Genomic DNA, 15544 nt, shown 5'->3' on the forward strand with positions numbered 1-15544 from the left:
CAGATCCTTGGCAATTTTTCATCCTAAAAAACAAATGCGCTATCTACTTGCGGAGCAGTCTGCGGTGCACGTTGCATGGAGACGGAGGCTGCCGATTGATCAGTCGTCGTAGCCTGTGGCGCAGTCGCTGGCAATGCCACACCTCGCCCCTGCCCCGTCGGCTTCACTACGTACAGCTCGTCCTGCGCCGCAGGAGCTGTTGGGGTGGCCCGGCTAGGCAGAGAGTAAGGTACGGCAGGCGCCGATAGCATAGGCCCTGATGGTGAAGCCGCCGTGTGGCCCGTACCGGAAAAATCCTGAATACGCCTTGACACGATCGCATCTGCCAATTCAGCGGCCGCTTGCCGCAACGGGTTGGCAGGTCGCAGCTGCACTTGGCGGGTCGGAACGACCGCAATGGGTTCGGCTGCGGATGCAGAAGACGCTACCGATTGGCGAATGGACGCATAGATCTTTTGCACGTAGCCATGCTTGAAGCCGGTTTCGAAGTTTCCGGAGTAATAACAGGAGAACGACTTGCCCCAATTGGCGCCAGAGCGCGAGTGGCACTCAGCAAGGATTCTCGAGGCGGCGACCAGATTGGGGCACTTCTCGAAAGCCATTTCATAGGTGGTCAGGCCGTATTTCTGCAGGTTGTACCGATTGACCTGGCCAAGTCCCAGGGAAAAGTTGTAGCCCTTTTGTTCCAGCATCTTGGCGGTGGCAACCGCCTCAGCCAAACCACGTGGCTCACGCACCAGCCGCCCGCCAACCACGCCGATGGCGTAAGGGTTGCGCGACGACTCGACACGGACAACGTGCTGCATCACCTCGCCAGGGACGGCCAGTCCAGTGCACCCCATCAGTTCCATGCCAGGCAGCATGTCATTTCTCCTTCCAGAACAGCTCAACCTCAATTGCAAAATCGATGTCTCAGCCGCCGCGCAATGTTCTCAGGGGGTCGAAATCGATGCCCGTGATGAAGCGCCGCCCGGCATGAGCCTTGATGTGAACGACGATATCGATGGTCATTCTCAGCAAGCGCTTGATCACCTCGAATTCCAGACCGGAGCCTTCGTTCGATGCCTTCACCATCAACGCCAACTGGTCCCACGTTTGCTCGACACTTCCGGCGTGGCAACTGGTAATGGAACCCGGATGCCCGGATGCGCAGTTACGAATGAAGTAGAACGACTCATCACCGCGCAGCTCGGCCAGGATGATGCGATCCGGCTTCATGCGCAAACAGGCTTCCATGCAGCTTTTTGCTGTCACGTTACTGGCGCTCTGCCCGCCCTTCGAGTACAGCAGGTGCACGGAATTGGGCTGACTGATGAACAGTTCCCGAGCGTCCTCGATCGTCACCAGGCGCTCTTCGCTCGGAATATGATTGACGAGCGCCTTCATGAAGGTGGTCTTTCCGCTACCTGTCGCCCCGGCGACGACGACGTTCTTCTTGTACAGCACGCACTTTTTAAAGAATTCTGCGTAATCGCGCTTGCGGCGCAACTCCAGCAATTCTTGATCGTGATCGCTGACGTCTGCCGATTGCTCAAGCACCTCGTCGAAGAACCCGTCGTGCTTGTATTGTTCGAGCGATTTGGTGTGTTTGGAGGGCAGCCGGATGGTGATAGACACCTTGCCTGCATCGCACGCAGGCGGCATGACGAACTGCGCACGCTGCCCTGTAGGAAACGTCAGCGAGACCACGGGATCTGCATCGGTAATGCGCTGCCCGGTGTTGCTTTCGTTCACAACCGCCGTGCAGAACTGGCGGGCGCGGTCATATGTCAAGGATGGCACGTCGACCCGCTGCCATCCGTGGATCGTTTCAAGATATAGCTCGCCAGGCCGATTGATGCAGATTTCAGTCACGTCAGGCGAATTCAGGTAGTCCAGGATGCCCAGCACCGAGTACTGGTAATCCAGGAAATCATTCGAAATGCGCGCTGTCGGGGAATCGTCAATCGTCATGGCAGGCTGTTCATTCACTTCGGCAGGACCGCCGAGAAATCGACGTCCTTGGCAACATAAACGTTCAACACGGTGCCCTGATTGATCGTCAAGGTTGCCGGACGACGCCCAGACTTTTCGACAGCCTGCTCGGCGAGCTGCTGCATGCTGCGAGCAGTATTACTCTCGAAGGGCTGCTGAGTGACAATTCCGCTGCCAACACCGATTGTGGTCGTTTCTGGACCATATTCAGCAGCCGCATACTTGAATGCATCGCTCAACAAGCTGATGAACAGCGCCGATGCAATCTTGTTACCCCAATGCGCGCTGTAGTCACCCGGGTGGCCAGCGCTACCGAGCGTGTCGATACCAGGGCCGACCAGCGTGACATCCAGTCCGGTCGGCGTTGTGACGCGATCCCACACTACCTGCAGGCGCCTGGTCGTCGGCTCTCCGGCGCCGTACTGGCCGAGCATCTTGGAACCCTTCGGCAGGAGCAGGTTGTGGCCGTTGATCGAGTAAACCGGCTCGGTGACGATGCACGAAGTATAGCCACCGAAGTCGGAAATGATCCGTGTCTCCAGGATGCACCGGATGTAGGTGCCGCGTACCAACAGGCCGTCCGGGTTGCTGATCGGCTTAGCCAGCGTAACAGGACTTTCTTCCTGCACGGGTGCGGGCTGAGCGCCAGTTTGCCCGGGCATGCCGGCACCGTTTGCAGCGGATTCGGCGAGGATACGGCGCTCCAGCAATGTCGGGCCGCGCTGACGCTCCGGCGCTGAGCTGCCCTCTTCGCTGTCATCAGTCGGCATTGGCGGCAGGGGCGGCAAGCTGGGTTGCTGGGCGAGTGGAACTGGCGCCTCCTCCACCGGCGCAGTCATGTTCTGCGGCAACGCTGGCGCAACCACCGTCTCCGTACGCTGTTTCGGCGGGGGAGAATCCTCTCCGCTTTGTGTCGCCAGCCAGAAGATGACGAGAATCAACAAGGCCGCAATGGCAGCCAGAAACACCAGCGCCTTGCGATTCAGACGCTTGATGTCGCTGGAACGCAACACTGGTTCATTGGCGTCGAGGTCCGGCTCGGCACCTGCCTGCTGACGCGCAAAGTAAGGATTGTTGCGCTCGTTGTACTCACCGTTGCGCAGCTCTTCCCCGCCATTGTTCGGGGAGCGCTCATCAGGGCTGTTTGGAATATTCGAGTTCACTTTTGCTTGTTCCTTCGCAGACCGACGACGTTATCGCCATGGCGAACCACCAGGAAAGGGTAAGTCCCGTGCACGATCAGGGTGTTGCCCTCCACCGTGGTATTGACGAGAAAATCCTCCGCGTGTTCCTTTTCGCGGGCAAAAACTGCCGGGAAATTCCCGGTCGGAAACCGCGTCAAATCCATATTGATATAGGTGAACTTGCCGTCGTCATAGACGCGGCTTGGAATAAGCCAGGACTTCTTGGCACGTGTCGCATAGTCGTAGTCGTAGTAATAACGCCGATCCTTCAAAATCTTGGCATTCAACAACGGGCCTTTCTTCGACGTATCCGCGTCTTCGACATTGTTGAAGCTTGTGTCCTTCGGATAGGTGAACACGACCTTGTATTGAACGCCGGCCTGCTTCGCCTGCTCGAGGCGCTGCCAGTCTGTTGCAACCACCTTGAGCTCAAGAATGTAGGAATGCGTTGCCGTACGAATCATCATGTTCGTATCGACGTCGACATTCTTGGGCTTTAGATAAAAGACATTCTCGCGCCGCGTCAGTTCCCAACCACCAGTAAAGCCTGTGCTGTAATCCAGGATCTTTTCGTTCGGGCTTAGCTCGACCTGAGTGGTAATCCCAAGACCCGTGCGTACCTGGTAGATGCGGTCCGGGGCATACTCATATTCCTGAACCACTTGAGCGGTAGCCGCGAAAGCGCATATTGCAAGTGGCAGTGCTGAAAATAACGCAGCGCTGTACCGATTAAAAAGTTTCATCGACCACTCGCTCCATTGACATTGTTCTGCATCCCCTGGGGTTGAATCGCGGGCTGCGCCGCAGGCTGAGCTGCCGGCTGCATTTGATCGGGAAACGCGGGCTGCACCTGCTGTTGAGGCACGCCACCCTGCGGAAGTGCTCCCTGCTGCAACGGGACGCCCCCCTGCTGAACTGCACCAGAGACGTTTGCCGCGCTAGGATCGATCATGCCAGTACCAGCCCGCTGTACCGCTGACTGAGGCTGCGGGTTGATCACGGCGCCACCGGCAGGAGCAGCTGGCAACGAGGAGTAGTCGTTGTCTACCCGATAATCAGTTACTCGGAAGCCTAGGGGATTTTCGACTCGCAGGCTGTCGTTCATCTCCAGATTATCTTGGTACACAAATCCCATCGTCGCGATCTTGTTGTCAAGCAGCGTAGAGACCGTCGAATTTTTGTCATACACAGTCCGTTGAAAACGTACGGTCGCCCCTTTGTAGGGCTGTCCTTTTCCGCCAATCAACGTAATACTCAGAATATTGATGCGGATGGCACGCAGCTTTCCGTACGTATTCAAGGGCCGTAACGGATTATTCGCGGAGTGCAGCGCCCGATACTCATTTACAACATTCGTGGAGCCCATTGCCGACACAGTATTCCAGTCGCGCTGACCGATGATGGTAAGGTCGAATGATTCGCGGGCAATAATGAACCGGGCAATATTGCTGCGCGCTAACGCCTCACTGGTACTGATCGTCCGCCCACCAAAATTCGCCTCGAGTTTTGCAATCGTACTGGTTCCCGAGTAGGCGTCAGCCATTACCAGGTACGGCACCTTCTCTTTCAGCGGCAGCATGTAGTAGTAACCGCCGGCCGTCATGACGGTAATGATCATGGAAGCGGTCGCCACCATCCATGCGCGCTTTTCGCTGCGGCGTGCGAGGTCGGCGATGCTGACCTCGTAGTTCACCGCTTTCTGGACGGCCGCACCCACTTGGGCAGATCCGTCCTTTTCACTGACCTTCTTACGCAACATGTCTAGATCCGTCACCGTAGGGCCTTGTCAGGCCTGAAACTATTACCGCGACGAGCGCGGACGCATGGGAGGCTTGAGCTGACTCGCCGACCGAATGCTGGAGAGCATCGGATCAGCAGTCGGCTCTTAGAGCTTGGCTCCAGACGACACCGGCACCGGCTGTACCAGCAACTTGTTGGCGGAAACCGAGACCGACACGCCTTGCGCTGCGTACACCGCGCTCAGCTCGGTTGCGGCTTGCTGCACGCTGGTGGTGCTGATATTGGAAACCGGGGCGATCAGGGTGTAGTCCGAGGGCAGGTTATAGGACAGCTGCATATTGGAATCCGCAGCCCACCGTTCCAGCATCGTCTTCAGCGTGCCGTCCATCGGCGTCGCCTGATACGTATAGGAGGTGTAAAGCGGAATTTCAGTGGGGGCTTCGTCAAAGTGATTGACGTGCTTCCAACGTCCACCAAAATCGGGAGCAGGCTTGGTCGCGCAGGCACCGACCAACGCAGCGACCACCAAGACCAGCGACAGCTTGGACACACACATCGGATTCACTCTGACTTCTCCAACTCATGAGATTTCGGGCATAGGACGGACAGCACTACGGCCCCGCTCACCTTCAGGTGGCGGAGGGAACGTGCCTTTGATGGAACTTTCGGGCGCGCGCATCCATCCGAGCCAGCCAAAACGGGCCAGTCGGCACCATGCGTGCGCGCAACCGATAAAAATGAATACGCTGAAGAACCATCCATAGCCTTACTCCTGTACGACCCCGTCCGGCGCCGCCCCCTTAACAAAAAATCAACATTGCGCGAATTCTGGGTAACTTTGCTCTTAACGAACACATGAGTCAAGAATCACCGGCACCCCTCCCCGCTAATTTCGTGACAAGAGTCACAATTTAATGGAAAGCGTTTTCACATCCGTCTTGGGCAACAGGCGTGCTGTGAAATATCGATCTTCGTAGTAGCGGATCTTGTCGCACTTCACCGGGTGCGGGATGCCCTCGTACAGGAAGACCTCCTTCTCGTTGCCCATCGCCTTCAGCTCCTGCGGCAACATGAGCGCACGTCGCTCCTCTGAGACACTTCGGGTCGTTTCCCTGCCGCGGGTGACGTTCTTCTTCTTGATCGTCGTATAGCCCAACATCTCGGAATAGTCGTTCGCGTCCTGCTGCTCGCGCGGCGCATACAGGATCTGCAGCGCATGGTTGGTGATGATGGTGCGCGACAGGTCCTTGCCGTAGGTCGCATCCAGCTGCGCCATGCTCTGGATGATGGGCAGCAGACGAAGGTTGTAGCCCGCCATGTAGGCGACCGCGGTGGCGATGATGTCGACTTTGCCGATCGAGGTGAATTCGTCCATCAACAGCAGGCATTGGTACTTCAGCTCCGGATTGGACTTCGGAAGCTCGCGGGTGTTGAGGTTGATGATCTGGCTGAAGAGCAGATTGATGATCAGGCGGCTTTCGGCCAGCTTGTTGGGCTGGATGCCGATGTAGATCGTCATCTTCTTCTTGCGCAGATCGGTGAGCAGGAAATCGTCCGCGCTGGTTGCCGCATCCAGGACCGGGTTGATCCATGCGTTGAGCGGCTCTTTCAGGGTGCCCATGATGGACGCAAAGGTTTCATCGGCTTGCGACAGCATGTTGGCGAATGCCGAGCGCGCATTGCTGCTGAGGAACCTGCGTTCGGACAGCGACTTGAGGTACTTCTTGAGGTCTGTGCCGTCGCCGGACGACAGGCGGTAGATGCCGCCGAGCGTGGGAGCCCCTGCCCCGCCCGGAAAGCCGAGCGACAACTCTTCGTCCTGGTTTTCGAATAGATACAGGGCGAACGCCATGAAGGCGTTACGCGCCTGGCTGACCCAGAACTTCTGGTCGTCCGACCCGTCCGGATACAGCATCGCGGCGATGCTCATCAGATCCGACACCCGGAAGGCGGGATCGCTGGACACGTAGGTCAGCGGATTCCAGCGATGCGTACGACGGTCTTCGGCGAAGGGGTTGAAGAGGAATACCTCATGCCCCTGACTGGCGCGCCAGCCACTGGTGAGGTCGAAGTTCTCCTGCTTGATGTCCAGAACCACGACCGATTCCTGGTACTCAAGCAGGTTGGGAATGACCACGCCGACGCCCTTGCCGGAGCGCGTCGGCGCGGCGAGGATCACGAACTGTTGCCCGCTCAGCCGAACAAGCTTGCCGTTGAACTTGCCCACGACGATGCCGTTGCCGCTCGGCTTGAACAAACCGTGCTTGGAAAGGTCTGCCGCTCCGGCAAAACGCGCATCGCCATGCAGCGCCCGCTCCTTCGGCTTGATCAAGAGCACGACCGTGATGGCCCAGATGATCCCGGGCAGACCAAAGCCGAGAATGCCGGACATCTTGATCTTGGTTGCATAAGGCGCCACTTCGGGCAAGCCCAGCGCCTTGACGTAGCGGTAGTAGGTATCCCACGCGTACAGCCCGGTATCGAGCCGCAACAACAGGAGCGTCAGATATCCGGACAAAAAATATCCAACGAGCAATGTCACCACGGTGGCGATTGCGATTATTTTGGCTTTGGACACGCGCCCTTACTCCTTGGCTTACTTCTTGACGGCCACCTAGCGACGGACGACGGGTTTGTGATCGACCAGATCCGACTTGCGTCCGCCACTCTCGCTCTCGACGAGCGAGTCTATCCAGACTCTGGCTTGATCCAGGGAAAGATCCGGCGTGATCCGAGTTCCGGCATCCGTCACGACGGCATAGGCCACCACAGCGTCGGGCGCGTAGGTGTCTTCCCGAGTGATTGCCACGACACGGTACCCGCCCCTGGTCAGCACGGTGTGCTGATACTCGTCCATCGCCAGCCTTCCTTTTCGTCAGCGCGGAGGCGATGCTAAAGCAAGACGTGCGCTGGAGAAAGCGGTTTCGGCGAAGCCGGCACAACCGTGCGCGCATTCGACGAAAGGCGAGGATCGGGATGGGTCAGCGCCTGCGAAATTCAGTTAGTGCACTTTCAGAGCCACACACTTGCCTGGCGGTAAAAATTTGCCTGATGCTTCGCGGATGAGGTGGCCCGCGCCGCTACGAAATAACACGCGTTGCAGATGCCGGAGCCTGACTCCAGGGATCTCGACACAGGCGCAAGAGCGCCCGGCTTGCCAGGACACCGCTTCGCCGCCAGCGGCGTTCGACCACTGCACGAAATTCGCCGAACACGCGTGTGCGATGCACGGAAGGAAGTGAAATCGATCGTCGAAGACCAAATAAAGGACGCGCGGAAGCTGCAAGAGCTGCTGCGCATGTCACTTTGAAATCCGTGGCAGCAGTCGCTGCCGATGTTGAAACCACCCAAGTCGCCATGACGTCTGGACTTAAAGTGGTGGGCGGTACAGGGTTCGAACCTGTGACCCCTACCATGTCAAGGTAGTGCTCTACCGCTGAGCTAACCGCCCGTTTCCTGCGTCAGCATTGCGCTGTGCAGGGCGCGCATTCTAGCGCAGGGTTTGGATCGCCACAAGCCCTCCCTGCATCCGAACTGCGACGCTGTCGCCCCGCCCTACGCCAGGCTGGCAGCTTTCAGTTTTTGGATCTGGTCGCGAATCTGCGCGGCCGCCTCGAACTCCAGGTCCTTGGCGTGCTGGTACATCTGCTGCTCCAGGCTCTTGAGCTTGCCGGCGATCTGAGCAGGCCCCATGGCGCGGTAATCGGGCATTTCCTCTGCCACCTGGCGCGACTTCGCGCGCCCCTTGCCTGCCTTCTTCTCGGCGGCGTCTTCGCGCGCACCTTCCATGATGTCGGAGATCGGACGCGCCACCGACTTGGGCGTGATGCCGTGTTCCAGGTTGTACTCGACCTGCTTCTCGCGGCGGCGGTCGGTCTCATCGATCGCGGCCTGCATCGAACGCGTCATCTTGTCGGCATACAGAATGGCCTTACCACGCAGGTTGCGCGCGGCGCGGCCGATGGTCTGAATCAGCGAACCGGTCGAACGCAGGAAGCCTTCCTTGTCCGCATCCAGGATCGCCACCAGCGACACTTCCGGCATATCCAGGCCTTCGCGCAACAGATTGATGCCGACCAGCACGTCGAACTTGCCCAGGCGCAGATCGCGGATGATCTCCACGCGCTCCACCGTGTCGATATCCGAATGCAGATAGCGCACGCGGATGCCGTGCTCGCCGAGGTACTCGGTGAGGTTCTCGGACATGCGCTTGGTCAGCGTCGTCACCAACACGCGGTCGCCGAGCTTGATGCGCTCGTGGATTTCGGACATCAGGTCGTCCACTTGCGTTCCGACCGGGCGAATTTCGACCACTGGATCGATCAGCCCGGTCGGACGCACCACCAACTCGGTGATCTCGCCCGCGGACTCGCGCAGTTCGTAAGGCCCCGGTGTGGCCGAGACATAGATGCTGCGTGGCGAACGCGCCTCCCACTCCTCGAAACGCAGGGGCCGGTTGTCCAGCGCCGACGGCAGACGGAAGCCGAACTCCACCAGCGTTTCCTTGCGAGAACGGTCGCCCTTGTACATCGCGCCGATCTGCGGAATGGTCACATGCGACTCGTCGATGACCAGTAGCGCGTCCGGCGGCAAGTAGTCGAACAGCGTCGGCGGCGGCTCGCCGGGCGCCTTGCCGGTGAGATGCCGCGAGTAGTTTTCGATACCGTTGCAGAAGCCGACTTCGGCCATCATTTCCAGATCGAACTGGGTGCGCTGCGCCAGGCGCTGCGCTTCGACCAGTTTGTTCTGCGAATACAGCTGCTCCAAGCGCTCCTTCAATTCCTCCTTGATCGTATCCACCGCACTCAACGTGCGCTCGCGCGTGGTCGCGTAGTGCGTCTTGGGGTACACGGTGTAGCGCTGCAGCTTGCGTAGCGTTTCGCCGGTCAGCGGATCGAACAGAGTCAGTCGCTCGATGTCGCCATCGAACAACTCGATACGCAGCGCTTCGGTGTCGGATTCGGCCGGGAACACGTCCAGCACTTCGCCACGCACGCGGAACGCGCCGCGGGTCAGCTCGAATTCATTGCGGGTGTACTGCAGGTCGGTGAGGTGGCGGATCAACTGGCGTTGGTCGATGTGTTCGCCCACCGACAGGATCAGGCGCAGCGACAGATAGTCTTCCGGCGCGCCCAGGCCGTAGATCGCCGACACCGTGGCCACCACCAGCGAATCGCGACGCGACAGCAAGGTCTTGGTCGCCGACAAACGCATCTGTTCGATGTGCTCGTTGATCGAACTGTCCTTCTCGATGAAGGTGTCCGACGACGGCACATAGGCCTCGGGCTGGTAGTAGTCGTAGTAGCTGACGAAGTACTCCACCGCGTTGTGCGGAAAGAACGACTTGAACTCACCATATAACTGCGCCGCCAGCGTCTTGTTCGGCGCCATCACCAGTGTCGGCTTCTGCACCTGCTGGATCACGTTGGCGATGGTGTAGGTCTTGCCGGAACCGGTCACGCCCAGCAAGGTCTGCTTGGCCAGACCGGCCTCGAAGCTGGCCACCAACTTGTCGATGGCGGCAGGCTGGTCGCCGGCTGGGGAATACGGGGATACAAGCTGAAAACGGTCGGTCATGGAGCGGGTCTCGGGAGAGGACTGCACGAATGGCGGAGGCCCCTTTCGGTAAAAGTCTGACACCCCATCACGTGAGAGCCGAGCTTACCTGAGCCTTAGACGCCGTAGAGACTGCTTGCTCCGAGCCAGGGAGCAAGACGGTGAAAGCAGTGACTCGTTCGTGCACAAAAGGTTACACGGCAGTAGAGCTAGTGATCGTGATGGCGATCGTCGGCATCATGACGGCCATCGGCTTGCCCAGCTTCAAAGCTTTGATCGACTGGCAGCGAGCACAGGCACGGGTTCATCTGCTCACCGCGCATCTGGCGATGGCTAGGAGCCTGGCCATCACGCATCGCTTGCCGATCAGCATCTGCCCATCCATTGATGGGGAAAATTGTCGACCTGGCAGAGACTGGAGCCAGGGTTGGATCCTTTTCAAGGATCCTCTCCGTAGTGGGCAACCTGCGGACGCGGACTCGATCCTGCGGGTCGAGCAGTATGCTGCGAGCGACAACATCAGCATCACTGGAACGATCGGCCGATCACTTGTCCGATTTCTTCCGAACGGCCGAAATAGCGGCACCAACATCACGATCAGCCTCTGCACGCGTGCGCAGCGCCTGGCAGATGTCATCGTCAATAACTCAGGGCGAACGCGCTCTGTCCGCTACAGGCAACCAACCACCTGCCCTGCACGATGAGTCCCAGCAAAAACAAAGAGGCCGCGACTAGTCGCGGCCTCTTCAACATCTTGGCGCCCGAAGTTGGACTCGAACCAACGACCCCCTGATTAACAGTCAAGTGCTCTAACCGGCTGAGCTATTCGGGCGGGGAGGCGTATTCTAGATGCAAGAGTTCGATAGTGCAACACCCAAGGCTGGCTACCAGCAACCCGGGGTGACAGAGGCACTCGGCGTCTTCACGCCTGCCTGATTCAGCGTCATCGTGCCGCACGTATCCCTGGCCTGATTGCCTTGTGGCGCGGCAGTTATCGTGAAGGTGGACTGGTTACCAACGAACCTGATGGTGTATTGGGCAGTACCGCCCTCACGCGGCGACTGGATGGTCGTGGAGCCATTGCCGAAAAGAAAACTCGCATAGGTGTTGTTCGTCGTGTGCGAGCGCTCCGCCAATTGCGCGTATTCGACCAGGTCTGCCTTGGCCTGCGCGCGGCGCGACTTGCGGATATGCTCGGCATAGGACGGATACGCCACTGCCGCCAGAATTCCGACGATAGCGACGACCACCATCAACTCAATCAAGGTGAAACCATCGCCCTTAGCATACTGAGACAGCCGACGCGGGACAAAACGAGATAGGCTTAGCGACATTGAGGACCTCCGTCACTGAATCTGGCGCCAAGATTGGCGGCCGCAAGGATAAGGAACATACATGGGCGCGGCGCCTGCGACGTTGACGACCATCCAGCAACCGGAGCCTGCCGGGACAGCTGGCGCGGCCGAGCCATCCTTTGGATTGACTTGGGGCTCAAGCCGGGGCACGACTGAGACGCCTACATCCTTGACCGGAGCGTTCCCACCGGTGTTGAGAGAAATACCAGCAGAACCGGTGGCAAGCGTGGAACCACCGATGCTCCCCATTCGAACTCCAGACAATGCGCCTACGCCAGTCCGCGGATTCAGGCCAAACAACCAATTCACACCATCGGTACTGCAGCCGCTATTTGCAGCCAGCGGCGCATACGTTGGCATGAAGAGAATTCCCGAGACAAGCTCCGGATAACCCACAAATCGTTCACCGGCCGGGAGATCTACATACCATCCCAGCGATATTGCCGGGACAGTGCCTACCTGCAAGGTGCGCGTCCCGCCGGTGGTCGTGACTGAATATGGCGTCAGGCTCGTCCTGGTTAAGGTCGTAGTGATCACGCCATCCACCTGATCCGTAAAACCATACAAGCTCTGTATGTGCTGCGCGGAGCTTGGCAGGCTGTCGTCGTTGAACGAGAAACTACCGGTACCAAATAATACGAGGACCCCGCCGTTTTCACCGGAAGCCACCTGCAGTCCGCCGGTAATAGGTTGCCGATAGGTGCGCCCACCTTCGGCATACGTCCCCGTGGTGAATGCAGGCACAGTCACCGAAGCTGCGGTCGAGGTGAGATCAAACTTCCAGATGGCACCACGAAGATCGGCAGCATAAACCGTATCGGCATAACCATCACGTGTACGAGCCGGCATACCAGACGGGTCGATCGCCAGGTTGTCTACCCGATCCAGGACAGTAATATTACCCAGCCCGTTCCGGCCACTAATAGAGTTCCCAGACTCCGTTGCTTCGATCATACGAACGACCGGAGTTGAGGACGTTCCGATGTCCACCACGAACAGGACAGCCTTGCCGCTGGCGCTGTCATAGCCGTTGCCGAAGATCGCTTTCCAGCTCACCGCGCCGTTGGCAGCACGCACCGGGACAATGACAGGCTTGCCGAGCACGTGTCCGATATTGGAACGCACCGTGGCATCACCACTGAGATCGTTAATCTCCCACAGGCGACTCCCACTCCCAAACGCCCCCGGGTTGGTCACATCCAGCGCAAACGCGCCGCGGCCACCAGCTCCAGTCGTACCAACCAGTGTCGTCTTCCAGCTGTTGTTGTAGTAGGTATCTCCTACCGCAAGCGGACCATCGACGAAATAGCGATGATCAAACGGCTGAGCAGACGCCTTGTTGGGTTGATAGGGCAGTAGAAGATTACCCATGTGGCCATAGGATGTTGCCGGAATATAGGCAAAGCGCTCACGCCCACCACTACCGGTGACCGTCCCACTACCATTCATCCCGCCGTCGAAGGCATGTAACATGCCGTCGTTGGCCCCCGCATATACCATGTAACCTTGATTGGCGCGCTTGGTATTCAAGTAGTTGATATAGGTCGTTCCCAGCGTTCCACCCAAAGCACGGTATCCGTAGTCGTCGACAGGCGCGCTGATCAACGGTGCGGAGTTGATGATATCGCCTAGGACGGTGGTCCGGTCTCGCAACTTGCCCTTCTGCTGAACCTCACCACTTCGATCTCCCAATAGATAGCTAGCCGCTGTCGCCGCCGTTGCTCCAAGATTGATCAAATCTTGCTCCGAACAGATAGCTTGACTGGGATATAGTGCCCGTGACAAACCACAAAGACCACTCAAACTGATTGTCGTACCATCGAATTTGCGAACATTAGTACCGTCACTGAAGAAAGCATTGCGAGCACTAGGTGCAGGCATTTGTTCGGAGGCTTCCCAAAACGGTGTAAAACGGGCCTCTCTTGTTTCCGGATCGACAGATGCCTGACTGGCCTTCAGCTTACTGGACCAATCGGTCCCGTTATTTTTGATCTGGTACTCAGGCGACACGGTCAGGGAGCCCGCACCAATGCGAGCACCCGTTAAGGCTAGCGTCCCAGAAGGAGAATTAGCCGCACTGGCTGCCGACAGAACTCGGCGCATCGCACTAGTCACCTCATCAGGGCTCTTGGCATTAATGAACTGACCGCGACTATTAATAGTGGCATGCCAGAGCTCGTCGATTACGCGACCGTCATCGTCCGCAGTTGGATTACCATTGCTGTTCCAATCGGGGGGATTGGCATATGGATCGCCAGTAGCTGCTTGATTAACTTCGTAGATATTCCCCTGCGCCCCAAGAGTGATCGCATAGAAATTCATATGCAGATTTTTCTGACAGTCTAGTCGCTTCCAGTCAGCGGACGTCTTGGAGAGTGTCGCGCACTTTTCGTCAACGGGCACAAGTCCGGCCGGAAAACTTGGACCAGTCACAAGTGGAGTAGAAGTGCCCGAATAGTAGCTCGCAGCGATGTCGGCAATCGTATTGCTATACGAGTCAGCGAATGGGGTGCCAGAGAAATCCACCGTGCCGGTAGAGTCGGCATTGCCATACCCACTGACGGAATTGTTAGCGTTCGTATATCCGTCGGTGAATAACATGCCGCCGTTCTTTTGGCATGCACGTAATATCGGTGCACCATCCCCGGTTCGCAAAAACTGCCTTCCCAGGTAATCGACGGCCGTACGATTGGGCGTGCCTCCATTCGGCTTGAGACGGTAGATCAAATCGAACAACGAGGTACGCGCGGCATCGTCATCCATGTCATACATGGTCGCCGCGGTCAAGCTATTGATCGTGAAGTAGCCGACCCGCATCTTGTCTACGTCGGCCAACGATCGGGAAGCGGACCCGACGATCGACAAGATGCGGTTATGATTATACTGAAACCAATTGGCAAAATTCTGCTGTGCAGCAATATACGCCGCAGTATTGGATCCATAATTCGCCGCCAATATCTGATAACGACGCATGTTGCACCCTGGACCACAGGCATTTGCGATGATTGGTCTATTGACGTCACTGGTCAGATATCCGGCTGGAGCCGGGGCATCCACGGGCAGATAAAAAGTTGCCGGCACATAACCCATTTGCACTACACAATTCGCCGCGACCGAGACTGTTGAATTCAACGTAGTCCAGCGCCCGCCACTACTTGGCAAGCCATTGCCGTTGGTTGAGTTACATGATCGCCCACTCGATCGATAGCGTGTTCCAGCAGGAATTGTCATTCCCGTCAAAAACTGGAACGACTCGCCGTCGCTCTCACGATAGGCAAGGTCATAGATAGTGTTGTACCCCGCACTGAAATCATTACCATAGACAAGAGGATTACGCGGATCGACTCGGGCTTGGTCGAATGCCGCTGCTGGCCAAAGATTGGCGCTTGTTGACGTCTGCGCGGGAGGAGTCCATGGCTCATAGAGAACGCTGGGATTATAGTAGCCAGCATTATAATTCGGCGAGCGCGAAAATCCGAAAACGTCAAGCGGAGGGATGGCACGTCCAGGAGAATAATTCGTATTATATCCCGAGTGCGGAAATAAATAAACGTAACAGTCAGAAACGTTATTTGTACACGACTCGCTAGAATTAAAAAAGACACCAGCTGAACTAAAGAAACTATTCCCGTTCCACTGCAAACGTCCATCGCCGCCCTTGAAGATGCGCTCAAATGTCATCGAATTAGGGATGGTCTGATCAACGCTACCCAATGACGAGACATGTGACATCGG

General features: G+C 57.7%; 12 protein-coding genes and 2 tRNA genes. 1 reads left to right on the forward strand and 13 read right to left on the reverse strand.

Going from position 1 to position 15544, the window contains the following annotated elements; translation table 11 throughout:
- Positions 1–23 precede the first annotated feature (23 nt).
- The 10 genes from XaplCFBP3123_RS09375 to uvrB form a co-directional block, all read right to left on the reverse strand.
- A complete protein-coding gene (locus XaplCFBP3123_RS09375; RefSeq protein WP_172453186.1) occupies positions 24–851 on the reverse strand; it encodes a lytic transglycosylase domain-containing protein in 828 nt (275 codons plus the stop codon).
- 61 nt (positions 852–912) lie between these two features.
- Positions 913–1953: a P-type DNA transfer ATPase VirB11 gene (gene virB11 / locus XaplCFBP3123_RS09380; protein ID WP_172453172.1), complete on the reverse strand. Its 1041-nt coding sequence runs from the start codon at positions 1951–1953 to the stop codon at positions 913–915.
- A gap of 14 nt (positions 1954–1967) precedes the next feature.
- Entirely contained in the window at positions 1968–3137 is a 1170-nt protein-coding gene (locus XaplCFBP3123_RS09385) for a TrbI/VirB10 family protein (protein WP_104533772.1), read from the reverse strand.
- Entirely contained in the window at positions 3134–3901 is a 768-nt protein-coding gene (locus XaplCFBP3123_RS09390) for a TrbG/VirB9 family P-type conjugative transfer protein (protein WP_104533773.1), read from the reverse strand. The genes XaplCFBP3123_RS09385 and XaplCFBP3123_RS09390 overlap by 4 nt, the downstream gene beginning before the upstream one ends.
- Entirely contained in the window at positions 3898–4917 is a 1020-nt protein-coding gene (locus XaplCFBP3123_RS09395; protein WP_172453173.1) for a virB8 family protein, read from the reverse strand. The genes XaplCFBP3123_RS09390 and XaplCFBP3123_RS09395 overlap by 4 nt, the downstream gene beginning before the upstream one ends.
- A gap of 126 nt (positions 4918–5043) precedes the next feature.
- Positions 5044–5454, reverse strand: a complete 411-nt coding sequence (locus XaplCFBP3123_RS09400) for a TcpQ domain-containing protein (RefSeq protein WP_104533775.1) — start codon at positions 5452–5454, stop codon at positions 5044–5046.
- 348 nt (positions 5455–5802) lie between these two features.
- Positions 5803–7476 carry a type IV secretory system conjugative DNA transfer family protein gene (locus tag XaplCFBP3123_RS09405; protein ID WP_104533776.1) on the reverse strand — a complete coding sequence of 558 codons (1674 nt, stop codon included), beginning with the start codon at positions 7474–7476 and terminating at the stop codon, positions 5803–5805.
- A gap of 36 nt (positions 7477–7512) precedes the next feature.
- Positions 7513–7755, reverse strand: a complete 243-nt coding sequence (locus XaplCFBP3123_RS09410; protein WP_016901079.1) for a hypothetical protein — start codon at positions 7753–7755, stop codon at positions 7513–7515.
- Between the two features lie 519 nt (positions 7756–8274).
- Positions 8275–8349, reverse strand: a tRNA-Val gene (locus tag XaplCFBP3123_RS09415).
- Between the two features lie 104 nt (positions 8350–8453).
- Positions 8454–10475, reverse strand: coding sequence for an excinuclease ABC subunit UvrB (uvrB, locus tag XaplCFBP3123_RS09420; protein WP_104533777.1), 2022 nt, complete (start codon positions 10473–10475; stop codon positions 8454–8456).
- 140 nt (positions 10476–10615) lie between these two features.
- Here uvrB and XaplCFBP3123_RS09425 point away from each other — a divergent pair, with 140 nt between their 5' ends.
- Positions 10616–11158 carry a GspH/FimT family pseudopilin gene (locus XaplCFBP3123_RS09425; protein WP_104533778.1) on the forward strand — a complete coding sequence of 181 codons (543 nt, stop codon included), beginning with the start codon at positions 10616–10618 and terminating at the stop codon, positions 11156–11158.
- A 51-nt stretch (positions 11159–11209) separates the two neighbouring features.
- Here XaplCFBP3123_RS09425 and XaplCFBP3123_RS09430 read toward each other — a convergent pair.
- The 3 genes from XaplCFBP3123_RS09430 to XaplCFBP3123_RS09440 form a co-directional block, all read right to left on the reverse strand.
- A tRNA-Asn gene (locus tag XaplCFBP3123_RS09430) sits at positions 11210–11286 on the reverse strand.
- A 52-nt stretch (positions 11287–11338) separates the two neighbouring features.
- Positions 11339–11788: a type IV pilin protein gene (locus tag XaplCFBP3123_RS09435; RefSeq protein ID WP_104533779.1), complete on the reverse strand. Its 450-nt coding sequence runs from the start codon at positions 11786–11788 to the stop codon at positions 11339–11341.
- Between the two features lie 12 nt (positions 11789–11800).
- Positions 11801–15490: a pilus assembly protein gene (locus XaplCFBP3123_RS09440; RefSeq protein WP_343125488.1), complete on the reverse strand. Its 3690-nt coding sequence runs from the start codon at positions 15488–15490 to the stop codon at positions 11801–11803.
- Between the last annotated feature and the right edge of the window lie 54 nt (positions 15491–15544).

The sequence above is a fragment of the Xanthomonas arboricola pv. populi genome (assembly GCF_002939945.1).
Classification (GTDB): domain Bacteria; phylum Pseudomonadota; class Gammaproteobacteria; order Xanthomonadales; family Xanthomonadaceae; genus Xanthomonas; species Xanthomonas arboricola_A.

Excerpts from the sequence above, each read along its gene's own strand:
- XaplCFBP3123_RS09375 (WP_172453186.1), bottom strand. The coding sequence starts at position 851 with ATGGAACTGATGGGGTGCACTGGACTGGCCGTCCCTGGCGAGGTGATG.
- virB11 (WP_172453172.1), bottom strand. The coding sequence starts at position 1,953 with ATGACGATTGACGATTCCCCGACAGCGCGCATTTCGAATGATTTCCTG.
- XaplCFBP3123_RS09390 (WP_104533773.1), bottom strand. The coding sequence starts at position 3,901 with ATGAAACTTTTTAATCGGTACAGCGCTGCGTTATTTTCAGCACTGCCA.
- XaplCFBP3123_RS09395 (WP_172453173.1), bottom strand. The coding sequence starts at position 4,917 with ATGTTGCGTAAGAAGGTCAGTGAAAAGGACGGATCTGCCCAAGTGGGT.
- XaplCFBP3123_RS09400 (WP_104533775.1), bottom strand. The coding sequence starts at position 5,454 with ATGTGTGTGTCCAAGCTGTCGCTGGTCTTGGTGGTCGCTGCGTTGGTC.
- XaplCFBP3123_RS09410 (WP_016901079.1), bottom strand. The coding sequence starts at position 7,755 with ATGGACGAGTATCAGCACACCGTGCTGACCAGGGGCGGGTACCGTGTC.
- uvrB (WP_104533777.1), bottom strand. The coding sequence starts at position 10,475 with ATGACCGACCGTTTTCAGCTTGTATCCCCGTATTCCCCAGCCGGCGAC.
- XaplCFBP3123_RS09435 (WP_104533779.1), bottom strand. The coding sequence starts at position 11,788 with ATGTCGCTAAGCCTATCTCGTTTTGTCCCGCGTCGGCTGTCTCAGTAT.
- XaplCFBP3123_RS09440 (WP_343125488.1), bottom strand. The coding sequence starts at position 15,490 with ATGACATTTGAGCGCATCTTCAAGGGCGGCGATGGACGTTTGCAGTGG.